The following is a 24598-nucleotide window of genomic DNA, read 5'->3' on the forward strand; positions in this document are numbered from 1 at the left end:
GACGAGGCTGGCTGCGCCGGTCCCGCCGATAATCAGAACATCGGAGACACCCGCAAATGACCCAAGGATTCCCCATCGATTCCAAGCGCCGCTGCCTGCTCATCGGAGCCGCCGCGGGCGCTGCCGGCGTGCTGCTGCCTGCCGCGCGGGCGCTGGCCGCCGAGTATCCCGAGCGTCCCATCACCTTCATCTGCCCATGGCCGGTCGGCGGCACCGCTGACCAGTCGATGCGCGCGCTGTGCCAGGTGGCGAGCGGCATTCTCAAGCAGTCGATCGTGGTCGAGAACCGCGCCGGCGCTTCCGGCATGATCGGCACCAAGGCCCTGGCGCGCGCCAATCCGGACGGCTACACCATCGGCCAGATCCCGATCTCGGTGACGCGCTTCGCGCAGCTCGGCATGCTGCAGCTGGACCCGCGCACCGAGCTGACCTACCTGGCGCGCACCTCGGGCCAGACCTTCGGCATCGCCGTGCCGGCCAGCTCGCGCTACAAGACGCTGCAGGACGTGGTGGCCGCCGCCAAGGCCAGCCCCGGCAAGATCACCTATGCGCACGCCGGCATCGGCGGCGCGACCCACGTCGGCATGGAGCAGTTCGCGCTGGCCGCGGGCATCCAGTTCAACGCGATCGCCTACAAGGGTGGCGCCGCCGCGCTGCAGGACGTGCTGGCCGGGCAGGTCGACCTGCTGGCCGATTCCAGCTCGTGGGCGCCGCACGTGGAAGCCGGCAAGCTGCGCCTGCTGGCCACCTGGGGCGAACAGCGCGCGACCCGCTTCAAGGACACGCCGACGCTCAAGGAGCTGGGCTACAACGTGGTGGTGGAAGCGCCCAACGGCATCGGCGCCCCGAAAGGCCTGCCGCCCGCCGTGGAAAAGAAGCTGCGCGACGCCTTCCGCGCCGCGGTGGCCAGCAACGAGTTCAAGCAGGTGGCGGCGCGACTGGATGCGCCCGTGATGTACCTGGACGGTCCTGACTACAAGAAGTACGTGGCCAGCGTCTATGACCAGGAAACCCAGCTGATCCAGCGCCTCAAGCTGAAAGAACTGCTGCAGCAAGGCTGATTGCCGCCGAAGGCCAAGTCCAAGTGAATCCCAATCCCGTCATCCGCCTGCACGCCAACGACAACGTGCTGGTCGCCCGCAGCGACCTCAGCCTTGGCCAGCAGCTGGCCGACCCCGCCGTGCGCGTGCGCGCGCAGGTGCCGGCCGGCCACAAGATCGCGGCCTGCGCCATCGCCGCCGGCACGCCGGTGCGCAAGTTCGACACCGTCATCGGCGTGGCCGCGCGCGATATCGCCCAGGGCGACCACGTGCATTCGCACAACCTGACCCTGGTCGATTTCTACCGCGACCCGGCGTTCTGCCAGGACGTGCGGCCGGTGGACTATGTGCCCGAGGCCCGGCGCGCCACCTTCAACGGCTTTGTGCGACCGGACGGGCGCGTGGGTACGCGCAATTTCATCGGCATCCTGTCTTCGGTCAATTGCTCGTCTACCGTGATCCGCCAGATCGCCGCGCATTTCACAGCGGAGCGGCTGGCAGCGTATCCGAATGTCGATGGCGTGGTCGCCTTCGCGCAGACCAGCGGCTGCGGCATGTCGTCGCCGAGCGAGCACTTCGACGTGTTGCGCCGCACGCTGGCTGGCTATGCGCGCCATCCCAACCTGGCCGGCGTGCTGATCGTCGGCCTCGGCTGCGAGCGCAACCAGGTGGCCTCACTGGTGGAATCGCAGGGGCTTGAGCCCGGCCCCGCGGTGCACACGCTGGTGATGCAGGATAGCGGCGGCACGCGTGCGACCATTGCCGCAGGCATCCGCGCGATCGAATCGATGCTGCCCGCGGCCAATACCGCGGTGCGCCTGCCGGTATCGGCCAGCCACCTGAAGATCGGGCTGGAATGCGGCGGCTCGGACGGTTTTTCCGGCATCAGCGCCAACCCGGCATTGGGCGCGGCGATGGATATCCTGGTGCGCCATGGCGGCACCGCCATCCTGTCTGAAACGCCGGAAATCCATGGCGTTGAGTTCATGCTCACGCGCCGCGCGGTAACACCCGAGGTCGGCCAGAAGCTGCTGGACCGCCTGGCCTGGTGGGAGCGCTACACCGCCGGCCACAACGCACAGTTCAACGGCGTGGTCGGCCACGGCAACCAGCAGGGCGGGCTGGCCAATATCTTCGAGAAATCGCTGGGTTCGGCCATGAAGGGCGGCACCACGCCGCTGCAGGCGGTGTACGAATACGCCGAGCCGATCGACCAGGCCGGCTTTGTGTTCATGGACTCGCCCGGCTATGACCCGGTGGCCGTCACCGGCCAGATCGCCAGCGGCGCCAACCTGATCTGCTTTACCACCGGCCGCGGTTCGATGTTCGGCTCCAAGCCCGCGCCGACGATCAAGCTCGCATCCAGCTCGGCGATGTACCACCGCCTGGAAGAAGACATGGACATCAACTGCGGGCTGGTGCTTGACGGCGAACTGACCGTGCCGCAGATGGGCCAGCGGATCTTCGAACATATCCTGCGCGCGGCCTCCGGCGAGCCGACCAAGAGCGAAGCGCTGGGCCTGGGCGACAACGAGTTCGTGCCCTGGCACCTCGGCATCGTCAGCTGAGCCGCCTTCCGCCAATCCTTCTTCCTCCACACTTATGCTGACGCTTTCCGAGCAAGCGCTGCTGCGCAGCCAGAACCTGATTGACGACCGGTGGTGCGATGCCGGCCTTGGCGCGCGCCTGCCGGTCGCCGACCCGGCCACCGGCGAGACCTTTGCCAACGTGCCGGACAGCGATGCCGGCGATGCCTGCCTTGCCGTCGATGCCGCCGCTGCCGCTTTCCCGGCATGGAGCCGCCGGCCCGCGCGCGAACGCGCCCAGTTGCTCAAGCGCTGGCATGCGTTGATCCTCACGCACCAGGAAGACCTGGCGCGCATCATCTCGACGGAGCAGGGCAAGCCCCTGAAAGAGGCACGCGGCGAGGTGCAGTATGGCGCGTCTTATGTCGAGTGGTTTGCCGAAGAGGCCACGCGCATCTGCGGCGATATCGTCGCGGAAGCCGTGCCGGGCCGCAAACTGCTGGTGCTGAAGGAGCCGGTGGGCGTGGTCGCGGCAATCACGCCGTGGAACTTCCCGCTGGCGATGATTGCCCGCAAGATCGCCCCGGCGCTTGCCGCCGGCTGCACGGTGGTGGCCAAGCCCGCCGAGGACACCCCGCTGACCGCGCTGGCGCTGGTATGGCTGGCGCAGCAGGCCGGCATGCCCGCGGGCGTGCTCAACATCGTCACCGCATCGCGCGAGCGCACGCCGGGCGTGGTCGACGCCTGGCTGGCCGACAGCCGCGTGCGCAAGATCACCTTTACCGGCTCCACGCCCGTGGGCAAGCACCTCGCGCGCGAATCGGCTGCCACGCTGAAGAAGCTGTCGCTGGAGTTGGGCGGCAACGCGCCCTTCATCGTCTTCGAGGACGCCGACCTCGATGCCGCGGTCGATGGCCTGATGGCGTCCAAGTTCCGCAACGGCGGCCAGACCTGCGTGTGTCCGAACCGGGTCTATGTGCATGACGCCGTGCACGACGCCTTTGTCGAGCGCCTGGCGCAGCGCGTTGGCGCGCTGCATGTCGGTCCGGCCACGGAAGAGGCCGCGCAGATCGGTCCCATGATCAATGCCCGCGCCGTCGACAAGATCGCACGCCACGTGGAAGACGCCGTCGCCCGGGGGGCGCGCGTGGTCACCGGCGGCAAGCGCGTGCGCACCGCCGATGGCCCGCACTACTACGCACCGACGGTGCTGGCCGATGCGACCCCCGCGATGGAGCTGTCGTGCGAAGAGACTTTCGGTCCGGTCGCGCCGATCTTCCGCTTCCGCGATGAAGCCGAGGTGATCCGCGACGCCAACGACACCCCGTTCGGCCTGGCTGCGTACTTCTACTCCAACGACATCCGCCGCATCTGGCGCGTGGCGCAGGCGCTGGAAACCGGCATGGTCGGCATCAACGAGGGCGCGATCGCGGCCGAGGCGGCGCCGTTCGGCGGCGTCAAGGAATCCGGCTACGGGCGCGAGGGCTCGCGCCACGGGCTGGACGACTACATGCATACCAAGTACCTTTGCCAGGGCCAGCTCGGCTGAAGCGCCGGGCCCAGCGATCATCGAACCGGAACACACCATGCCCGCAAACAATCCCTTCAAGACCGCACTGGCCGCCCGCCAGGCGCAGATTGGCCTGTGGCTGTCGATGGCAACGCCGTACCTGGCCGAAGTGTCGGCCACCGCAGGCTTTGACTGGCTGCTGATCGACGGCGAACACGCCCCCAACGACCTGCGCTCGACGTTGCACGCGCTGCAGGCGGTGGCGCCATACCCGGTCCAGCCCGTGGTGCGCGCCGTGGCCGGTGAAGTGCCGCTGATCAAGCAGCTGCTCGACATCGGCGCGCGCAGCCTGCTGGTGCCGATGGTGGATACCGCGGAACAGGCCCGCATGGTGGTCAGCGCCACGCGCTACCCGCCGCAAGGCATCCGCGGCGTGGGCAGCGCGATTGCGCGCGCCTCGCAGTGGAGCGCCCGCATCGACTACCTGGATGTGGCCGACGATGAAGTCTGCCTGCTGGTGCAGGCCGAAACCGTCACCGCATTGCAGAACCTGGAAGCGATCTGCGCGGTGGATGGTATCGACGGCGTCTTTATCGGCCCGGCCGACCTGGCTGCGTCGATGGGCCACCGCGGCCGCCCCGGTCACCCGGAGGTGCAGGCCGCCATCGAAGGCGCGATGCGCACCATCATCGCCAGCGGCAAGGCCGCCGGCACGCTGACGTCGGACCCGGCACTGGCACGCCGCTACCTGGACCTGGGCTGCACCTTCGTGGCCACCGGCGTGGACGTGATGCTGTACGCCAACGCCGCGCGCAAGCTTGCCGCATCGTTCCGCGAGCAGCCCTCTGACGCTCCCGCCGCAGACAAGCCTTCCGCCGCGTACTGACCCGTATCTCCTTCGCCTTACACCCATGCCAGCCGAAACCCCGACCCCAGACACCACCTTGCGCGCGATGCAGGCCATCGTTGGTGCAAGCGCCTGCCGCAGCGGCGACGCCGACACGCAGGCCTACGTCACCGACTACCGCGGCATCTACCGCGGCCAGGCCCAGGTAGTGGTGCTGCCGTCATCGACGGAAGAGGTCAGCCAGGTGCTGCAGTGGTGCCATGCCCGGCGCGTGCCGGTGGTGCCGCAGGGCGGCAATACCTCGCTGATGGGCGGCGCAGTGCCCGACGACAGCGGCACCGCCGTGGTGGTCAATCTCAGCCGCATGAACCGCGTGCTGGACCTCGACACCATCAACGACACCATGACCGTGCAGGCCGGCGTCACACTGAGCGCGGCACGCAGCGCCGCCGAGGCCGGGCAGCGCCTGTTCCCGCTGCGCATCGGCTCCGAAGGCTCATGCCAGATCGGCGGCAACCTGTCGACCAATGCCGGCGGCACCGCGGTGCTGCGCTACGGCAATATGCGCGACCTGGTGCTCGGCATCGAAGTGGTGCTGCCCGATGGCCGCATCTACTCGTCACTGCGCGGCCTGCGCAAGGACAACACCGGCTACGACCTCAAGCAGCTGTTCGTCGGCGCGGAAGGCACGCTTGGCATCATCACCGGCGCCGTGCTCAAGCTGATGCCGCAGCCGCGCAGCAGCGCCGTGGCCTTTGTCGCCGTGCAGGACCCCGCCGCGGCGGTAGCCTTGCTGGGCGAAGCCAAGCGCCTGTCCGGCCAGGCCGTGACCGCGTTCGAGCTGATCTCGCGGCCAGCGCTGGAACTGGTGCTTGAGTATCTTGGCAACGTGGCTTCCCCGCTGCAGGACAAGCACGACTGGATGGTGCTGATCGAGCTGACCTCCGGCACCGATGCGGAAAGCCTCAACGCCACGCTGATGGAAATCCTCGAATCCGGCTTCAGCCAGGGCCTGGTGCAGGACGCCGCCGTGGCCGCCAGCCTGTCCGATGCCCAGACCTTCTGGCGCATCCGCGAAGAGATCTCCGACGCGCAGACCCGCACCGGCGGCAGCATCAAGTGCGATGTCTCGGTGCCGCTGTCGCGCATCGCTGCGTTTGTCGAGGAAGCCTCGGCCAGGGTGCTGGAACTGGTGCCGGACGCGCGCATGGTGATCTACGGCCATATGGGCGACGGCAATGTGCACTTCAACCCGCTGCGGCCCAGGGATCAGCCAGGCAAAGAGTTCCTGGCGCAATGGTATGAACGGGTCTCCGCCCTGGTCGACGGCATGGCCCATGCGGAAAACGGCTCGATCTCCGCCGAGCACGGCATCGGCGTGGCCAAGCGCGATGACCTGGCGCGCTACAAGTCCCAGGTGGAACTGGAATTGATGTGGCAAGTGAAGCAGGCGCTTGATCCGTTGAACCTGCTTAATCCGGGCAAGGTGCTGCCGGCGCCGGTGCGATAGTCCACTGTCCTTCCATGTGGCGGAACGCGGGCAGGGGCGCGCGTAGCAGGAATCGCCCATCTGGGCTAAGGTGTCAGCTATCCAGAACGCGCGGAGCCGGGGCATTGCCGCACCGGCCACCGCGCACAGCACGGCCGGCCCACCGGCCCAGATACCGATGAGCGCCCAATCCCCCGACATCGCCCTCGCAGCTGCCCCCATCTCCCTCGAAAAACCCGAGCTCGACTACCCCTGCGGTGACGCCCCCGAACCCGGCCACGCCCGCGAGGTAGCGCCCGGTGTGCTGTGGCTGCGCATGCCGATGCCGCTGGGCCTGAACCACATCAACCTGTGGGCCATCCGCGACGGCAATGGCTGGGCCGCCGTCGACGCCGGCCTGCAGACCCCGGAAACCGCCCAGGCCTGGCGCGCGCTGTTCGCCGCAAGCGGCCCGCTGGCCGGCGGCCTGACGCGCCTGTTCGTGACCCATATGCACCCCGACCACATCGGCATGGCCGGGTGGCTGACCGGCAAGTTCGACTGCCAGCTGTGGATGACGCGGCTGGAATACCTGATGTGCCGTGTGCTGGCGGCGGATACGGGGCGAGCGGCGCCCGATGACGCGACCGAGTTCTATCGCAAGGCTGGCTGGGACGACGAAGCGATCGAGGTGTACCGCACCCGCTTCGGTGGCTTCGGCAAATATGTCCACGCCTTGCCCGAGAGCTTCCACCGGCTGTCCGATGGCGACACCGTGCGCATCGGCGCGCACGACTGGCAGGTCATCGTCGGCACGGGTCATTCGCCCGAACATGCCTGCCTGTACTGCCCGGCGCTGAAGCTGCTGGTGTCCGGCGACCAGGTGCTGCCGCGCATTTCTTCCAACGTCTCGGTGTTCCCGACCGAGCCCGATGCCGATCCGATGCAGGACTGGCTGGCTTCGCTGGATAAGGTACGCGCCGCTGTGCCGGACGATGTGCTGGTGCTGCCGGCGCATAACGAACCGTTCCGTGGGCTGCATGCGCGGATTGACTATTTGCGGGCGAGCCAGTTGCAGGCGCTGGATCGGTTGCGTGGGGCGTTGGGGAAGCCGAAGCGGGCGGTGGATGTGTTCGGTGAGTTGTTCTCGCGCCCCATCACCGGAAGCGGCGGGCTGTTGGGGATGGCTACCGGCGAGAGCATTGCGCACCTGAACTACCTGCTGGAGCGGGGCGAGGCGGTGCGGGAGACCGGTCCCGATGGCTGCCACTGGTACCGCATGAGGTAATCCCCACGCGGCGGGGACTGCCGCGTCGCCTTGACTTCCGCTCGTACGATATATATCGTAAGATATGTTTTACGACATATCGAAGCTAGTCATGCGTCATCATTCCCACCCTTTTGGCTTCTCAGGCCACGGCCGTCATCTGCTGATGCGCCTTGTGCCGCACTTTGAGCGTCACTTCGCCCACCACGCCATGAGCCGCCACGGCGGCGGCTTCTGGGGCGGCGGGCATGACGACGGCTTCGGCCCTGGCGGCCCCGATGGTCCCGGCAGCTTCGATGGCGAAGGCTGGCGCCGGGGCCGCAAGTTCAGCGCCGATGACCTGCAGTTGCTGCTGCTCGCGATGCTTGAAGAGAAGCCGAGCCACGGCTACGAACTGATCAAGGCGATCGAGACCCGTACCAACGGCTTCTACAAGCCCAGTCCCGGCGTGGTCTATCCGGCCCTGACTTACCTGGAAGAAGTCGGCTACGCCACCGTCGACACGGAAGGCAACAAGAAGCGCTACCAGCTGTCCGAGACCGGCAAGGCCCACCTGGCGGCCAACCGCGAGCGGGTCGAGGTGATGATTGCCAAGCTGCGCCACGTGGCGCGCAAGGTGGAATGGATGCGGCGCGCCATGAGCGGCGAGCCGCAGCCCGAGCCGGAGCAGGGCGGCTGGCTGCCCGAACTGATGCAGGCCCGCGCCGCGATCAAGCGTGCCATTGCGCTGCGCAGCGACGCGGGCGCCGACGAGCAGCGCCGCATCGCGGAGATCCTGCTGCGCGCGGCGGCCGAGATCGAAGCGGTGCGCAAGGCCTGACGCGTGGCACTGACGCTGGCTGCGGCCATCGGCAGCCTGACCCGGCAGGCGCCGGGTTTAATCCCAAGGAATTCCAACATGAGTGAGAACGACCAAGCCTCCGCACGCGACCTGACTGTGCAGCGCGTGCGCCATCCTCTCAAGATGCGCCTGCTGCAGGTGGTGCGTACCACGCAAGTGTCACCGCAGCTGCTGCGCGTCACGCTGGGCGGCGCTGATCTGCAGGACTTTGTCTCGGCGTCGTTCGACGACCACGTCAAGGTCTTCTTCCCGGTGGATGGCGCTGACAAGCCGGTGCTGCCGCAGGTCACCGCTGACGGCATCACCTTCCCCGAAGGCCAGCCGCGGCCGGCCGCGCGCGACTACACGCCGCGCCGCTACGATGGGGCGAAGCAGGAACTGGATATCGAGTTCGTGCTGCATGGCGATGGTCCCGCGTCGACCTGGGCGGCGCAGGCGCAGCCGGGCCAGTACCTGGGCGTGGGCGGCCCGCGCGGCTCGTTCGTGGTGCCCACGGCGTTCGACTGGCACCTGCTGATCGGCGACGATACCGCGCTGCCGGCGATCGCGCGACGCCTGGAAGAGCTCGGGGCCGATACGCGCGCCATCGTGGTGGTGGAAGTTGGCGATGACGCGGCGCACATTCCACTGCCGACGCAGGCGCAATGCGATGTGCACTGGCTGCATCGTGGCGATGCGCTGGAAGGCAGCCTGCTGGAAGCGGCGCTGCGCAAGCTCACGCTGCCGCGCGGCGAGGGCTATGTGTGGGCCGCTGGTGAAGCGGCGGCGATGAAAGCGGTGCGCCAGTACCTGGTCAGCGAACGCGGTATCGACAAGCGCCGCATCCGCGCGTCGGCCTACTGGAAGCGCGGCGATGCGGCGGTGCATGAGACGCTGGACGACTGAAGCGGGCGGGGTGCCGGTAAGATAGTGCCACCGCCATCCGCCAGGGAGACCCTGCCGTGCAGCCTTCGTCCATCTTTCGCCGCTTCACGATCAGCCGGCGCTTCGCGCTGGCCTCCGCCTGCGCAGCGTTGCTGGCGGCCTGTGCGCCGGACTCCGTGCGCAATATCCAGGCCAAGGGCTTCAATGACTATCTCGATTCGCTGCAGACCGCTTGCCCCAACATGGTGGTTGGCTCCAGCAATATCAGCGACTGGCTGCGCACCAGTGGCAGCAGGGACGACGACAACTACGTATACTGGCTGGACCTGACCTCGCGGCTCTACTACCAGCGCATCTCGCCTACGCAGTATCGGGATTCGGTCAGCGCGGCGCTTGGCGGCAAGTCCGATTCGCGCGCGCTGGACTGCATCGTGCGCAACCTGCCGGCGGACCGGCCGACGCGTCCGCCGGGCGGCAAGCTGCTTTGATCTTTCGCGCGGCCTCACGTGACCGTTGTGCATTCGCCGCATCCCCGCTAACATGAGTTTCCGGCAGCCGAGACAACGGCTGCCGACGTCGCTCGGACGGTTCCGGGCGCTTACGTAAAGGACTCCCTCCATGACTGCCGCTTCTGGCAAGCGCCGCTTTGCGCGCATCGATCGCCTTCCCCCGTACGTTTTCAATATCACCGCCGAGCTGAAGATGGCCGCCCGCCGCCGTGGCGAGGACATCATCGACATGAGCATGGGCAACCCCGATGGCGCCACGCCGGCGCATATCGTGGCCAAGCTCACGGAAGCGGCGCAACGGCCCGATACGCACGGCTATTCGGCCTCCAAGGGCATCCCGCGGCTGCGCCGCGCGATCGCGCACTGGTACCGCGAACGCTATGACGTCGAGATCGACCCGGATACCGAGGCCATCGTCACCATCGGGTCCAAGGAAGGCCTGGCGCACCTGATGCTGGCCACGCTGGACCGCGGCGACACGGTGTTGGTGCCCGATCCCAGCTACCCCATCCATATCTACGGCGCGGTCATTGCCGGTGCGGATATCCGCTCGGTGCCGCTGGTGCCGGGCATCGATTTCTTTGCCGAGCTGGAGCGTGCCATCCGCGGCAGCTATCCCAAGCCCAAGATGATCGTGCTGGGCTTTCCGTCCAACCCCACCGCGCAATGCGTGGAGCTGGACTTCTTCGAGCGCGTCATTGCGCTGGCACGCAAGCACGATATCTTCGTGGTGCACGACCTGGCCTATGCCGACATCGTCTTCGATGGCTGGAAGGCGCCGTCGATCATGCAGGTGCCGGGCGCCAAGGACATCGCGGTGGAGTTCTTCACGCTGTCCAAGAGCTACAACATGGCGGGCTGGCGCGTGGGCTTCATGGTCGGCAACCCGGACCTGGTGGCGGCGCTGACGCGCATCAAGAGCTATCACGACTACGGCACCTTCACGCCGCTGCAGATCGCGGCCATCGCCGCGCTGGAGGGCGACCAGCAGTGCGTGAGCGAGATCGCCGCGCAGTACCAGTCGCGCCGCGACGTGCTGGCGCGCGGGCTGATCGAAGCGGGCTGGCCGGTGGAGATCCCGAGGGCGTCGATGTATATCTGGGCGCGGATTCCCGAGCCGTACCGCGCGCTGGGCTCGCTGGAATTCTCCAAGCAGCTGCTGGCCAAGGCCAAGGTATCGGTGTCGCCGGGCATCGGCTTTGGCGACTATGGCGACGAGTATGTGCGCTTTGCCCTGATCGAGAACGAATCGCGCATCCGGCAGGCGGTGCGCGGCATCAAGGCGATGTTCCGGGCGGACGGGCTGGTGAAGCCGCCCTCGGCGGCGCAGGCATGAACGGGCGCCGCCTCAGTAGCGGCGCAGTGCCTCCAGGTCGAGCACATGCACCGCGCCGTGCTCGACCGCCAGCAAGCCTTCGCTCTCCAGCACCTTGAGCGCCGCATTGGCGCGCTGGCGCGAGATCCCCGCCAGCAGGCCGACTTCTTCCTGTGTCAGATGCAGCGCCGGGCCCAGGCCAGGGCATAGCACCGGATGGAATAACGTAGCCAGCGCCCGCGCCACACGGCCCTCGATGCCGTGCAGCCGTTCATGCTCGACGGTCGCGATGAACAGGCCGAGCCGTTCATTGAGCTGGTCGAGCAGATAGCGGTTGAAGGGCAGGCTGGTCTCCTGCAGCCAGCGGAAGGTGGCCCCCGGCATGCAGGCGATGCGGGAATCGCGCAGCGCCACCACGTCATAGCGCAGCGCCTCGCGCTTGAGGAGGGAGCCTTCGCCGAGCCAGCCGCCGGCCGGCACGCCGGTCAGCGTCGCGCGCTTGCCGGAGGGCGATGCGCAATGCACCTTGACCAGGCCCTCGGCGATGCCTAGCCAGCTGTCGGCCCGGTCGCCCTTGCGGATGACATAGGCGCCTTGCGGCACCGTGCGTTCACGCAGCTCGGCGCGCACGCGCTGGCGTTGCGCCGGGGTCAGTGCCGCGGCCCAGGGGCTGCGCGCCAGCAGCGTGTCGAGGCTCACGGCAGCGCATCCGCTCAGCCGCGCGGGCCCAGGGGCAGCGGCTGCTCGCCCGGCGCCCACCACAGCCGGAACAGCGCCTGGACGGCGGCATCATCCACCGCGTCATAGCCGGTGACACGCCAGTGCGGGGCATTGTCCTTGTCGACGATCAGCGCGCGCACGCCCTCGATGAAATCGCCTTGCGTGAAGGTGTTGACCACCACCGCCAGCTCCATGCGGAAGCAGTCGGCCAGGTCCATGCGGCGCCCGCGCAGCAGCAATTCGCGCGTGGCGCAGGCGGATAGCGGCGAACGGGTGCGCAGTACATCGATGGTGCGGCTGGCCCATGCAGCGTAGGCCGGGTCGTCCTGGCAAGCCAGGCCGGCCAGGATTTCGGGCAGTGTCGCGTGCGCCGGGAAATGCTGCAGCAGTGCCGGCAGCACTTGCAGCAGCGGGGCGTCGGCGGCGCTGGCCACGTGCTCGCGCACCAGCGCGTGGCGCAGGTCTGCCAGCGTGTCATGGCCCCAGGTGATGCCGGCAAGCGTTGGCTCCAGCCCGGCCAGCATGGCGCTGTCCACTGCCGCATCGGCCAGTCCGCACAGCAGCGCATCAGCCGCGCCGATGGTGACGCCGGTCAGCCCCAGGTACAAGGCCAGCTCCACCGGCAGCTTCGACAGGAAATGGCTGGCGCCCACGTCCGGCACCAGGCCGATCCCGGTTTCGGGCATGGCCACGCGCGAGCGTTCGGTGACGAGGCGCAGGTGCGCGGCTTGCGCCAGGCCCATGCCGCCGCCCATGACGATGCCGTCCATCAGCGCCACCAGCGGCTTGGGGTAGCGGTGCAGGCGGTAGTCGAGCGTGTATTCGTCGATGAAGAAGCGCCGGTGCAGCGGGGTGCCGTCGCGGTAGCTGTCGGTCAGCGCGCGGATATCGCCGCCGGCGCAGAAGGCCTTGGGGCCGGCGCCGCGCAGCACCACCGCGCGGACGGCGTCGTCGTGCGCCCAGGCTTCCATCTGCGCGCCGAGCGCGACGATCATCGGGTACGACAGGGCATTGAGCTGGCGCGGCCGGTTCAGCGTGGCTATGCCGATACCGTTGACGACCTGGAACAGCACCTCCGGCTCGGCGGCATCCAGGTTGGCGGCCTTGGTCTCTTCAGTCAGGCGCATGGCGGGCTCCTAGGCGTTGCGCCATTGCGGCGTTCGTTTCTCGAGGAAGGCGTTGACGCCTTCGCGCTGGTCGGCATCGTCGAACAGGTCGACAAAGCGCTCGCGCTCCAGCGCCAGCGCGGCCTGGCGCGGTACGCCCTGGCGCGCCAGGTGCACCAGCCGCTTGCTGTGGGCGGCGGCGCGCGGGCTGACGTTGCCGGCGCGCTGCGCCATCGCCAGCGCCGTGGCCAGCGCCTGGCCGCGCGGCACGACTTCCTCCACCAGACCAATGCGCAACGCCGTGGCGGCATCGACGCGCTCGTTGGTCAGGATCATGCGCTTGGCCCAGCCTTCGCCGACCAGCCACGGCAGCGTCTGCGTGCCGCAACCGCACGGCAGCAGGCCGACGGCGGCTTCGGGCAGGGCCATCTGCGCCTGTTCCTCGGCGATGCGGATATCGCAGGCCAGGGCGCATTCCAGGCCGCCGCCCATGGCATAGCCGTTGATCGCGGCGATCACCACGGGCCGCGCGTTCTGCAGGGCCTCGAAGGCGCTGCCGAACTGCTGCGCCATCACGCGGGCATGGGCACGGTCGCCCTCGGCAAAGCCGTTCAGGTCGGCGCCGGCGCTGAAGAACTTCTCGCCGGCACCGGTGACCACCACGGCGCGCACTTCGGGGTTGGCGTCGATCCTTGCCACCAGCTCGCGCAGCTGCTTCAGGCCTTCCGCAGTGAAGGCGTTGGCGGGCGGGCGGCTCAGCGTCAGCGTGGCGACGTGGCCGTGCAGGGCGAACTCGATCATTGCTTGCCCTCCTTGTCGGCGGCGGACAGGTACTGGCGGATCACGCCGGAGAAGTCGAGCTGGCCGTCGCCGGCATGGCTCACGGCCTGGTAGACCTGCTGCGCCAGCGCGCCGAGGAACAGCGGCTGCTTCACGCTGCGCGCGGCGTCGTTGGCCAGGCCCAGGTCCTTGAGCATCAGGTCGGCGCCAAAGCCGCCGCTGTAGCCGCGCGCGGCCGGCGCGGTCTCGATCACGCCGGGCCAGGGGTTGCAGGTATCCGAGGCCCAGCAGCGGCCGGTGGAGGTATTGACGATGCCGGCCAGCACGTTGGCGTCGATGCCGAGCTTGACGCCCAGCGCCATGGCCTCGGATACGCCGATCATGGAGATGCCGAGGATCAGGTTGTTGCAGATCTTGGCGACCTGGCCGGTGCCGGTGCCGCCGCAGTGGACCAGGTTGCGGCCCATGCCGGCCAGCACCGGGCGCACCTGGGCGAACAGCGCTTCGGTGGCGCCGACCATGAAGGTCAGCGTGCCGGCCTGCGCGCCAACGGTGCCGCCGGAGACCGGCGCATCGGCCAGCGCATTGCCGTTTGCCTCGGCGGCGGCGGCCAGTTCGCGCACGGTGGCGGGGTCGATGGTGCTGGAATCCACCAGCGGCACGCCCGCGCGTACGCCGGCCAGCACGCCTTCCGGGCCCAGGTAAGCGCTGCGCACATGGGCTGCGGCGGGCAGCATGGTGATGACAAAGTCCGCTTCGGCCACGGCCTTGCGGGCGGAGTCCGCGGTGGCGGCGCCTTCGGCGCACAGCGATGCCACCGCAGCGGCGTTGAGGTCAAATACGGTCAGCGTATGACCGGCCTTGAGCAGGTTGCGCGCCATGGGCGCGCCCATGTTGCCCAGGCCGATGAAGGCGATATGCATGGGGTCTCCTTCCGGTTCGTGCTTGAATGCGGCGTGCTTACTTCAGGCTGATGGTGGTATTCACCCCATCGTTGACCGTGGCGTCGTCAAACCACCGCGCCGTCACCGTCTTGGTCTGGGTATAGAACTGCACCACCTGCTTGCCGTAAGGCCCCAGGTCGCCCAGCTTGGAGCCGCGCGAGCCAGTGAAGCTGAAGTAGGGCACCGGCACCGGGATGGGGATGTTGATGCCGACCTGGCCCACGTCGATCTCGCTCTGGAACTTGCGCGCCGCGGCGCCGCTTTGCGTGAACACGCCGGTGCCGTTGCCGAACGGGTTGCGGTTGACCAGGGCGATGGCCTCGTCCAGCGTATCGACACCGATCACCACCAGCACCGGCCCGAAGATCTCTTCGGTGTAGATCGACATGTCGGTGCGGACATCGGTAAAGATGGTCGGGCCGATGAAGTTGCCCTGCGGATAGCCCGGCACCTCCACGCCGCGGCCATCCAGCACCAGCGTCGCGCCTGCGCGTTCGCCGGCGGCGATGAGGCCGAGGATCCGTTCCTTTGCCGCCACCGATACCACGGGGCCGACATCGGTGCCAGCCTCGGCACCGGCGCCGACTTTCAGGGTCCTGGCGCGTTCGACCAGGTCGGGCACCCAGTCGCGTGCCGCCCCCACCAGCACCACCACCGAGGTGGCCATGCAACGCTGGCCGGCCGCGCCGAAGCCTGCACCGGCCAGCGCGTTCAGCGTCTGCTCCTTGTGCGCATCGGGCAGTACCACCGCATGGTTCTTGGCGCCCATCATGGACTGCACGCGCTTGCCGTGCGCGCCGGCCAGGTTGTAGACGTGGGTGCCGACAGCGGTCGAACCGACGAACGACACCGCCTTGATGTCCGGGTGCGTGCACAGCGCATCGACCACGTCCTTGGCGCCGTGCACCACGTTCAGCACGCCCGGCGGCACGCCGGCTTCCAGCGCCAGCTTGACCAGCTCCACGGTAGACAGCGGGTCCTGCTCCGAAGGCTTGAGCACGAAGGTATTGCCGCACACGATCGCCATCGGGAACATCCACAGCGGGATCATCGCCGGGAAGTTGAACGGCGTGATACCCGCGCAGACGCCGATCGGCTGCTGCAGCGTGTAGGTGTCGACGGTGGCGGCCACGTTCTCGGCAAAACCGCCTTGCTGCAGCGTGCCGATGGAGCAGGCGTGCTCGACCACCTCCAGCCCGCGGAAGATGTCGCCTTCGGCATCTGCCAGGGTCTTGCCCTGCTCGGCGGTCAGGATGGCGGCGATACGCTTGCTGTGCTCGCGGATCAGTGCCTGGAAGCGCAGCATGACGCGCAGCCGCGCGCCGATGGGCGTGTGGCGCCACGTGGCAAAGGCGCGGTGCGCGGCGCCCACGGCAGCGGCGACCTCGCTGGCGGTGGCCAGCGGCACGCGTGCCAGCACTTCCTGCGTGGCGGGATTGACCACGTTGCGGAATTCGGTGGCGGACGAATCCACCCATTCGCCGTTGATCAGCAGCGGCACGGTCGGCACGGCATTGTCGGTCTTGGGCACGGCACTCATGGTTGTCTCCGGAAGGTCTGGTTCTGTTGGCAAGGGATGGTGGGACTACAGGCTGCGCGCGATCAGCATGCGCTGGATCTCGCTGGTGCCTTCGTAGATCTGGGTGATGCGGGCGTCGCGGTAGTGGCGCTCGACCGGGTAGTCTTCGAGATAGCCGTAGCCGCCGTGGATCTGCAGCGCCTTCGAGCACACGCGCTCGGCCAGCTCGGACGCATACAGCTTGGCCTGCGAGGCTTCGGACAGGCACGGCACGCCTTCGCTGCGCATGCGTGCGGCGCGGTGCACCAGCAGGCGCGCGGCGTTCAGCTCGGTGGCCATGTCGGCCAGCATGTTGGCGATGGGCGGGTGTTCGCGCAGGGCGCGGCCGAACTGGATGCGTTCCGAGGCATAGCGGCACGCCGCCTCGAAGGCCGAGCGCGCAATGCCGATGGCCTGCGCGGCGATGCCGATGCGCCCGCCTTCCAGGTTGGACAGCGCGATGCGCAGGCCCTCGCCGGGTTCGCCGAGCAGTGCGTCGTGCGGTACGGTGCAGTCTTCCAGCGTGATCGCGCAGGTGTCGGAGGCGCGGATGCCGAGCTTCTTCTCGGGCGCGTGCACGATGAAGCCCGGGGTGTCGGTCGGAACAAGGAAGGCCGAGATGCCTTTCTTGCCGCGCTCGGGCTCGGTGGCGGCAAACACCACCGCCACGCCGGCGCGCTGGCCGTTGGTGACGAACTGCTTGCTGCCATTGAGCACCCAGCCGTTGTCGGTGAAGCGGGCGCGCGTGCGCAAGTTGTGCGCTTCGGAGCCCGCCTGCGGCTCGGTCAGGCAGAATGCGCCGATCAGCTCGCCGCTGGCCAGCCGCGCCAGGTAGCGTTCTTTCTGCGCATCGGTACCATAATGCAGGACCGGCCCGCAGCCGACCGAGTTGTGCACGCTCATCATGGTGGCGCAGGCGGCGCAGCCGGCGGCGATCTCTTCGATGGCCAGCGCATAGGCGACGTAGTCGGTATAGGTGCCGCCCCATTCCTCGGGCACGATCATGCCCAACAGCCCCAGCGCGCCCATTTCGGCGACGACCTCGTCGGGCAGGCGGGCGTCGCGGTCCCATTGCGCGGCGCCGGCGGCCAGCCGTTCGGTGGCAAAGGCGCGCGCGCTGTCGCGGATCATGGTTTGCTCTTCGGTGTAGTCGCTGTGCATGGCAGTTAGGGGTGGGCGTTTGGAGCCGCGCTGCAAGTCAGGCAGAATGCGCGTCGGCGTTTGACCTGCGGGCAGTGTAGGAACGCCGGAGGCCGGCTCCTATGCCAAAATCCGCCAATCTTCGTGAACTCGATTGCCACCCTCAGCGCCATGGAAAAAGGCAGTGTCGCCATCTGTTTCGTCCACCACGCCATCGCGGGGCTGCGCGCACGCGGCGTCGACCCCGATCCGGTACTGCGCGGCGCCGGCATTGCGCCGGCGCTGCTGGCGGTGCCGCAGTCACGCGTCTCGTCCGCCAGCTACAGCGAGCTGTGGATGGCCGTGGCGGCGGCGCTGGACGATGAGTTCTTCGGGCAGGATTCGCGCAGCATGAAGTGCGGCAGCTTTGCCATGCTGTGCCACGCGGTGGCCGGCAGCCGCACGCTTGCGCAGGGGCTGGAGCGCATCACGCGGTACTTCCGGCTGCTGCTGGACGATATCGGCGTGCGGCTGGAGCGCCACGGCGACGAGGCCGCGCTGGTGCTGACCGCGCCCTGCGCGCACCTGGGGCGGCAGCCCGGCGTGTTTGCCAAGGAAACCATGCTGATCATGCTGCATGGCCTGATGAGCTGGCTGTTGCGGCGGCGCGTGCCGGTGCGGCTGGCGGCCTTTGACTACGACGAGCCGCAGTACAGCGCGGAATACCGCGTCATGTATTCGCGCCAGCTGGCGTTCGGGCAGCCGGCCACGGCGCTGGTCTTCGACGCGGCACTGCTGGAGCAGCCGGTGCGCCAGGACGAGCGCAGCCTGAAGGCCTTCCTGCGCGATGCGCCGCACAACGTGGTGGTGAAGTACTCCGACCGCGCCAGCGTGGGCGCGCGCGTGCGCAGGCTGCTGCGCAACCAGCGTCCGGATCAATGGCCCACCTTTGAAGACCTGGCAATCAGCCTGAACCTGTCCGCATCATCGCTGCGGCGCCGGCTGATGGAGGAGGGCGTCAGCTACCAGGACCTGAAGGATGCGCTGCGGCGCGATCTTGCCATCGAGGCGCTCAGCCATTCCGGCCGCCCGGTGGCGGATATCGCGGCCGAGCTCGGCTTTGCCGAGCCGGGCGCGTTCCACCGGGCGTTCCGGCGCTGGACCGGATCGCGCCCGGGCGCTTACCGCCGGGTGGCGGAAGGCTGATGCGGCGCGTCTAGAGCTGCGCCGCGTGGTGGCGGATGTGGTCGGCGATAAAGCTGGTGATGAAGTAGTAGCCGTGGTCGTAGCCGCTATGCCGGCGCAGCGTCAGCGGCTGGCCGACGGCCTGGCAGGCCGCCGCGAATGCTTCCGGATGCAGCTGGCTTTGCAGGAACTGGTCGTCGAGTCCCTGATCGACCAGGATGCCAGCCGGGAAGGGCGCCCCATTCTGGCGTGCCATCAGTTCACTGGCGTCGTACTCGGCCCACGCGGCGCGGTCCGTGCCGAGATAGCCAGTGAACGCCTTCTGGCCCCACGGGCAGCGTGACGGCGCGGCGATCGGCGCAAACGCCGACACCGAGCGGAAGCGCTGCGGATGGCGCTGTGCCAGCACCAGCGCGCCGTGCCCGCCCATGGAATGCCCGAAGATGCCGACGCGGCCGGCATCGCCCGGCAAGGCGGTGGTGACCAGCCCGAACAGCTCGTCGGCCACGTAGCTTTCCATGCGCCAGTACTCCTGCCACGGCGCCTCGGTGGCATCGACATAGAACCCGGCACCCACGCCGAAGTCCCAGGCATCGGCCTCGCCCGGCAGGCCCGCGCCGCGCGGGCTGGTATCGGGCGCCACCAGCATCAGGCCGTGCTCGGCGGCAAAACGCTGCGCGCCGGCCTTGATCATGAAGGTTTCCTCGGTGCAGGTCAGGCCGGCCAGGTAGAACAGCACCGGCACCTTGCCGCCTGCCTGCGCCTGCGGCGGCAGGTAGACCGAGAAACGCATCGGCAGCCCGATCGCCGTCGAATCATGGCGATAGAAGCGCTGCACGCCGCCGTGGCAGCCGTGTTGCGAGATCAGTTCCATCTCGGCGCCGTCCTCAGTACAGCACCACCGAGCGGATCGACTCGCCGCGCTTCATCAGGTCGAAGCCCTCGTTGATGCGCTCCAGCGGCAGCGTGTGCGTGATCAGGTCGTCGATATTGAGCTTGCCCTCCATGTACCAGTCGACGATCTTCGGTACATCGGTGCGCCCGCGGGCGCCGCCAAAGGCCGAGCCCTTCCACTCGCGCCCCGTCACCAGCTGGAACGGCCGCGTCGAGATCTCCGCGCCGGCCTCGGCCACGCCGATGATGATCGACTTGCCCCAGCCCTTGTGGCAGCACTCCAGCGCCTGGCGCATGACCTGCGTGTTGCCGATGCATTCGAACGAATAGTCGGCACCGCCGTCGGTCAGCTGGATGATGTGGTCGACCACGTTATCCACGTCCTTCGGGTTGATGAAGTGGGTCATGCCGAACTTGCGCGCCATGGCTTCGCGGCCAGGGTTCAGGTCCACGCCGATGATCTTGTCGGCGCCCACCATCTTGGCCGCCTGGATCACGTTCAGGCCGATGCCGCCCAGGCCGAAAACGACCACGTTGGCGCCGGCTTCCACCTTGGCGGTGAACAGCACCGCGCCCACGCCGGTGGTGACGCCGCAGCCGATGTAGCAGACCTTGTCGAACGGCGCGTCGGGGCGGATCTTGGCCAGCGCGATCTCCGGCACCACGATGTGGTTGGCAAAGGTCGAGGTGCCCATGTAGTGGAAGATCGGCTTGCCGTCGATGGAAAAGCGCGAGGTGCCGTCCGGCATCAGGCCCTTGCCCTGGGTGGCGCGGATCGCCTGGCACAGGTTGGTCTTGCGCGACAGGCAGAATTTGCACTGGCGGCATTCCGGCGTGTACAGCGGGATCACGTGGTCGCCCGGCTTGAGCGAGGTCACGCCCGGGCCGACGTCGGTGACGATGCCCGCGCCCTCATGGCCCAGGATTGCCGGAAAAATGCCTTCCGGGTCGGCACCGGACAGCGTGTAGTAGTCGGTGTGGCAGATGCCGGTGGCCTTCACTTCCACCAGCACTTCGCCGGCGCGCGGGCCGTCGAGGTCGACGTCTTCGATGGTCAGCGGGGCGCCGGCTTTCCAGGCGATGGCGGCTTTGGTTTTCATGGGGGAGTCCTCCGGGATCAGGAATGTGGGGGTGGCTTGCGGGCTGCGCGGCGTAGGCCGGCGCGGCGCGGGGGCAAGCCAGGTCCGAGGACAAGACTATACGATCTTCCTGCCGCCGCAGGCCAGTTTTGGCCGATCAGCGGTCAGCGAAACTGCCCAGGCGGCGCCAGGCGCGAGTCTTACGCCTTCAGCGCTCTCGCTTCCAGATTCCAGAGCTTGCGGTCGCTGGTGGAGACGGCCACGGCGCCATGTGCGAGCGCGCTGCGGATATCATCCCGATTGCAGACAAAGCCTGATGTCACGATCGGCGGCAGCGCCTTGCGGTCCGCTTCCGGGAGGTGCGACAGCATCGGTGCCGGCATCAGCTGCACCAGGTTCGGGTCGCTCTGCTCGAGCGCCTTGACGCTGCGCGGCCAGGTGGAGCGGTCGGTGACGAAGACTTTCTGCATCGTCACCATGCCGGCGCGGTTGGCGCGCTGGATCGTTGCCACCCGCGTGGAAACCAGACTGGTCACCCCGATGTCGGCCAGGTACTCCACCCCGCCCTTGTCCTGCGACAAGCCTTCGCAGCTGTCGATATTGACGATGAGGTACTTGCCGGCGCTGGCCAGCGCGGCGATGACTGGCTGCAGCTTGCGCAGTTCCACGTTGGCGACAATGCAGACTTCGGCCACGCTTTCAACGATGGAGCCGATCTGGTCAACACCGTAGAGTGTGCCGATGACGGGGTGTCGCGTCAGGCGCGCACCGAGGGACCTGTCCATGCTGGTTACTTCGGTTCGTTGGCGAGCACGTCACTGAGACCCAGCTTGCCTGGGTTCAGGATATTCTGCGGGTCGAGTGCCTGCTTGACTGCAGCCAGCAGCGGGAATGCCGTGTCCAGCGACGAGGCCATGTATGGGGCGCGCAGCAGTCCGATTCCGTGGTGGTGGCTCAGTGCCGCATTGTATTGGATCAGCACCGCATTGGCAGCATCCCATGCCTGGCGATACCACTTCTGGCGGTCTTCCACCGCGACCTCGCCGCGCAGCGAAAAGTACAGGCAGGCGCCGTCCACATAGGCGTGCGACTGGTGCGCGGAGCCGGCGAGGGTGCCTGGCACGGCATTGATGGCCTTGACCACGTCCGCGTAGATGGCCGCCAGGTCGCGCCACGGTCCCGACATTTCGAGCGTGTCGGCGACAAAGCCGGGACTGCGCTTGAAGCCCTCGGCGCTCTTGCCGGTCAGGTAGCGCGTGTCGAGCCAGCGCTCGAAAATGGACTCGCTGTCCAGCTTGTCACCAAGTTCCTGGCACACGCGCTCGCTGATCGTCATCACCGCATCGACCATCTCGCGCGCGCCCTCGTCGGCAACCAGCAGGACGTTAGTGTCCGGCAGTCCGAACTGCACGCCGCTTTCCAGTTCGTCATAGAGCCGCAGCGCGGCCGGGTTGGCCCCGCGCTGCATGATCTCGCGGCAGGCGTCCAGGCCGATGGCAAAGGTCTTGAAGCCATAGGCGATGGCGCGCCCGTAGTCGGGCAGGCGGTGCAGCTTGAGACGCACGCGCACGATCACGCCCAGCATGCCCTCGGACCCGATGAACAGTTGCTGCAGATCCGGGCCCAATGCCGCGCGCGAGTAGCCGCCCACGGTGACCAGGCTGCCGTCGGCCAGCACCACGTCCATGCCGAACACCATGTCTTCGATCTTGCCATAGCGCGTGGACAACTGGCCGGCGCCGCGGCAGGCTACCCATCCGCCGACCGTGCTGATCGCGTACGACGAAGGCCAGTGGCCCATCGTCATGCCGAATTCCTTCTGCACGGTCTCCTCGAAAATGTCGCCGAACATGCCGGCTTCCACGTCGACGATCTGGCTGTCCTTGTCGAATCCGACCAGCTGGTTCAGGCCGCACACGTCCAGCACGATGCCGCCGCGCACGGGCAGGGCAGCGCCCGTGACGTTGCTGCGGCCGGCCGATACGGTGACCGGAATGGCGCTGGCGCTGGCAATGCGCATGACTGCCTGCACCTGTTCCACGGTGGAAGCGCGCACGATGACCCCGCGCGGCGTGGCGGGCTTGCCCGCGGTCTCCGTGATCATCGATCCGGCCCACCAGTCGCGGGTCCACGCCACGACGTCGGCGGTATCGGTCAGGACCTCGTCGGCCACCTTGCGCAGGGCCGCGACATCGGCCGCGCAGACGGCAATGGTGTCGCGTTGCAGGCCCGGCGCATCCGGCGTGCCCTGGATGTTCGCCGCATAGCCCGGCGGCGTGTGGGCGCCGACAACGTAGTTGCCGCGGTTGTAGCCGCGCTTGATGGCTTCCTTGCTGATCATGCTGAGTCTCCCATGAGGACGGATTTTTCGAGGGCGACGGCGGCCAGGTATTCGCTGACCTGCCGCGCCACGGCCGCTTCGGACAATCCGAGTTCGGCCTGGAGGATCTGGCCCACCCGCGCTGCGGCACGGGCGGAGGCATCGCGCGCCATCAGGCGGGCACGGATGCGTCGTGACAAGACGTCGTCAACCGTGCCGGCCAGTTCATGACGCACGGCGTAGACGATTTCGGCTTCGGTATACGGCAGGCCTTCGACGATCGGCCTGGCCAGGGTGGCGTCCGCCTGCAGGATGTCGCTGACAAAGCGCGCCTCCGTGCCATAGCGCTCGCCCAGGTGCGCGGACATGCCGCCGGATGCGACGATGGCCTGCGCGTCATAGCCAGCCGCCCCGAGCAGATAGGCCGATCTGGTCAGGCACTTGCTGCGCTTGCCGATGACCTTCTGCGCGGCATCGATGGTTTGCTCTGCCATGTGCCGCGAGGTCGTGAGCTTGCCGCCGACGATGGTCACCAGGCCGTCGTCGGCGGTATGAATCTCGTGATTGCGCCTGATTTCCAGGGTCTTGCCGCCGGGCGGCGCCACCAGCGGGCGGCACCCCGCGATGCTGCCCACCACGTCATCCGGCGTCAGGTCGGTCTTTAGTGCCGAGCGCGCGCCCTCCAGCAGGAAGTCCAGTTCCTGCCGGGTGCACATGACATTGTCGAGGTCGCCCTCATAGTCTTCGTCGGTGGTGCCGAGGTAGGACACATTGCCCCACCGCGTGATGGTTGCCCGGCGGTTGCGGCCGGGCACCGGGATCGTCACCGTGCAGTCATTGCGGATCTTCAGCCACGGGATGGCAATGTGGACGCCCTTGGCAGGGCGGATGTGCAGGGTCCTGGCTTCGCCCTTCCTGCGGCCGGTCCAGTCGCGCAGCCAGACGCCGGTTGCCATGATGACCACGCCTGCGCGCACGCGGATCTCGCGCTCGCCGGCGTGGACAATGGCGCCATCCACCTTGCCGTGGCCGTCGCGGGTGATCTCGGCGACGGTCGCGTGATTGACCACGGCCGCGCCATGGAACGCTGCCGTGCGTGCGATGTTCAGTGTCAGGCGGGCATCATCGACGCGCGCATCGAAGTACAGGTAGCCGCCGGTCAGATGTTCCTCATTGAAGGTCGGGCAGTGTGACAGCACCTCGGCCTTGGTCAGCTTCTGGTGCAGGATTCCCTCGCGCCAGCCACCGGCGAGGTCGTAGGTCCAGAGCAGGCTTTCGAAGGCCTTGGCCAGGCGCTTGTCGAACACGCCGTTGCGCTCCATCACCGGGAACAGGAACGGCAGCCGCTGCACCAGATGGCGCGCGTTGCGGCGCAGGCGCTGGCGCTCCAGCAGTGAGTGGCGCACCAGGCCGAGATTGCCCTGCTCGATATAGCGCAGGCCGCCGTGCACCATCTTTGATGACTTGGACGAGGTCCCCGCGGCGAAGTCGCACTTTTCAACCAGCGCCACGCGATAGCCGCGCAAGCTGGCATCCAGCGCGGCGTAGGCGCCCGTCACGCCGCCGCCGACCACCAGGATGTCGAACGCATCCGCCTCCAGGCGGTCGAGCAGGTCCCGGCGCATCAGCCGCAATGGCTCGGTGCTGGTCATGGCGGCGCGCTCGCGGTTAGCGCTGCGGGATGGAAAAATCACCATGTCTGTTGT

General features: G+C 67.9%; 22 protein-coding genes. 11 read left to right on the forward strand and 11 right to left on the reverse strand.

Translation table 11 applies throughout. From position 1 onward, the window contains the following. Positions 1-56 precede the first annotated feature (56 nt). From AC3WON_RS11575 to alaC, 10 genes are all read left to right on the forward strand, one after another. Entirely contained in the window at positions 57-1061 is a 1005-nt protein-coding gene (locus tag AC3WON_RS11575) for a tripartite tricarboxylate transporter substrate binding protein (protein WP_492351875.1), read from the forward strand. Between the two features lie 23 nt (positions 1062-1084). After that, complete coding sequence (locus tag AC3WON_RS11580) at positions 1085-2608, forward strand: UxaA family hydrolase (RefSeq protein WP_492351876.1); 1524 nt, start codon at positions 1085-1087, stop codon at positions 2606-2608. Positions 2609-2642: 34 nt separating this feature from the next. Beyond that, complete coding sequence (locus AC3WON_RS11585) at positions 2643-4115, forward strand: NAD-dependent succinate-semialdehyde dehydrogenase (RefSeq protein WP_492351877.1); 1473 nt, start codon at positions 2643-2645, stop codon at positions 4113-4115. A gap of 37 nt (positions 4116-4152) precedes the next feature. After that, positions 4153-4962, forward strand: coding sequence for a 4-hydroxy-2-oxoheptanedioate aldolase (gene hpaI, locus AC3WON_RS11590; protein ID WP_492318484.1), 810 nt, complete (start codon positions 4153-4155; stop codon positions 4960-4962). Between the two features lie 25 nt (positions 4963-4987). After that, positions 4988-6433 (forward strand): FAD-binding oxidoreductase, encoded by a 1446-nt coding sequence (locus tag AC3WON_RS11595; protein WP_492351878.1) that lies wholly within the window; start codon positions 4988-4990, stop codon positions 6431-6433. 157 nt (positions 6434-6590) lie between these two features. Further along, positions 6591-7679, forward strand: coding sequence for an MBL fold metallo-hydrolase (locus AC3WON_RS11600; RefSeq protein ID WP_492351879.1), 1089 nt, complete (start codon positions 6591-6593; stop codon positions 7677-7679). 91 nt (positions 7680-7770) lie between these two features. Further along, positions 7771-8478, forward strand: coding sequence for a PadR family transcriptional regulator (locus tag AC3WON_RS11605; RefSeq protein WP_492351880.1), 708 nt, complete (start codon positions 7771-7773; stop codon positions 8476-8478). A gap of 78 nt (positions 8479-8556) precedes the next feature. Further along, complete coding sequence (locus AC3WON_RS11610) at positions 8557-9384, forward strand: siderophore-interacting protein (RefSeq protein WP_492351881.1); 828 nt, start codon at positions 8557-8559, stop codon at positions 9382-9384. Positions 9385-9440: 56 nt separating this feature from the next. After that, positions 9441-9851 (forward strand): hypothetical protein, encoded by a 411-nt coding sequence (locus AC3WON_RS11615; RefSeq protein ID WP_492318479.1) that lies wholly within the window; start codon positions 9441-9443, stop codon positions 9849-9851. Positions 9852-9981: 130 nt separating this feature from the next. Then, complete coding sequence (gene alaC, locus AC3WON_RS11620; RefSeq protein WP_492318478.1) at positions 9982-11208, forward strand: alanine transaminase; 1227 nt, start codon at positions 9982-9984, stop codon at positions 11206-11208. A 12-nt stretch (positions 11209-11220) separates the two neighbouring features. Here the strand turns inward: alaC and AC3WON_RS11625 are convergent, their stop codons facing one another. From AC3WON_RS11625 to AC3WON_RS11650, 6 genes are read right to left on the reverse strand one after another with little or no spacing between them, the layout of a single operon-like run. Next, positions 11221-11886: a Crp/Fnr family transcriptional regulator gene (locus AC3WON_RS11625; RefSeq protein WP_492351882.1), complete on the reverse strand. Its 666-nt coding sequence runs from the start codon at positions 11884-11886 to the stop codon at positions 11221-11223. Between the two features lie 14 nt (positions 11887-11900). Beyond that, positions 11901-13034 carry an enoyl-CoA hydratase/isomerase family protein gene (locus AC3WON_RS11630; protein WP_492351883.1) on the reverse strand — a complete coding sequence of 378 codons (1134 nt, stop codon included), beginning with the start codon at positions 13032-13034 and terminating at the stop codon, positions 11901-11903. Positions 13035-13043: 9 nt separating this feature from the next. Continuing rightward, a complete protein-coding gene (locus AC3WON_RS11635; protein ID WP_492351884.1) occupies positions 13044-13814 on the reverse strand; it encodes an enoyl-CoA hydratase in 771 nt (256 codons plus the stop codon). Continuing rightward, positions 13811-14716 carry a 3-hydroxyisobutyrate dehydrogenase gene (gene mmsB / locus AC3WON_RS11640; protein ID WP_492351885.1) on the reverse strand — a complete coding sequence of 302 codons (906 nt, stop codon included), beginning with the start codon at positions 14714-14716 and terminating at the stop codon, positions 13811-13813. The genes AC3WON_RS11635 and mmsB overlap by 4 nt, the downstream gene beginning before the upstream one ends. Before the next feature lie 37 nt (positions 14717-14753). Further along, a complete protein-coding gene (locus tag AC3WON_RS11645) occupies positions 14754-16277 on the reverse strand; it encodes a CoA-acylating methylmalonate-semialdehyde dehydrogenase (protein ID WP_492351886.1) in 1524 nt (507 codons plus the stop codon). 45 nt (positions 16278-16322) lie between these two features. Further along, complete coding sequence (locus AC3WON_RS11650) at positions 16323-17456, reverse strand: acyl-CoA dehydrogenase family protein (protein ID WP_492318472.1); 1134 nt, start codon at positions 17454-17456, stop codon at positions 16323-16325. Between the two features lie 150 nt (positions 17457-17606). Between AC3WON_RS11650 and AC3WON_RS11655 the strand changes: the two genes are divergently transcribed. Continuing rightward, complete coding sequence (locus AC3WON_RS11655; protein WP_492351908.1) at positions 17607-18620, forward strand: AraC family transcriptional regulator; 1014 nt, start codon at positions 17607-17609, stop codon at positions 18618-18620. 10 nt (positions 18621-18630) lie between these two features. Here the strand turns inward: AC3WON_RS11655 and fghA are convergent, their stop codons facing one another. The 5 genes from fghA to AC3WON_RS11680 all read right to left on the reverse strand — a co-directional run bounded on the left by fghA (position 18631) and on the right by AC3WON_RS11680 (position 24589). Then, positions 18631-19473, reverse strand: a complete 843-nt coding sequence (gene fghA, locus AC3WON_RS11660; protein WP_492318471.1) for an S-formylglutathione hydrolase — start codon at positions 19471-19473, stop codon at positions 18631-18633. A 13-nt stretch (positions 19474-19486) separates the two neighbouring features. Continuing rightward, the gene (locus tag AC3WON_RS11665) at positions 19487-20593 is read right to left on the reverse strand and encodes an S-(hydroxymethyl)glutathione dehydrogenase/class III alcohol dehydrogenase (protein ID WP_116358555.1); all 1107 of its coding nucleotides are present in this window, start codon (positions 20591-20593) and stop codon (positions 19487-19489) included. A 179-nt stretch (positions 20594-20772) separates the two neighbouring features. Beyond that, positions 20773-21357, reverse strand: a complete 585-nt coding sequence (locus AC3WON_RS11670) for a glycerol-3-phosphate responsive antiterminator (protein WP_492351887.1) — start codon at positions 21355-21357, stop codon at positions 20773-20775. A gap of 5 nt (positions 21358-21362) precedes the next feature. Beyond that, the gene (locus AC3WON_RS11675) at positions 21363-22913 is read right to left on the reverse strand and encodes an FAD-binding oxidoreductase (RefSeq protein ID WP_492351888.1); all 1551 of its coding nucleotides are present in this window, start codon (positions 22911-22913) and stop codon (positions 21363-21365) included. Beyond that, positions 22910-24589: a glycerol-3-phosphate dehydrogenase/oxidase gene (locus tag AC3WON_RS11680; RefSeq protein ID WP_492318468.1), complete on the reverse strand. Its 1680-nt coding sequence runs from the start codon at positions 24587-24589 to the stop codon at positions 22910-22912. Before AC3WON_RS11680 ends, AC3WON_RS11675 begins: the two co-directional genes overlap by 4 nt. Positions 24590-24598 lie beyond the last annotated feature (9 nt).

It is taken from the genome of Cupriavidus sp. FW305-46, assembly GCF_058787075.1.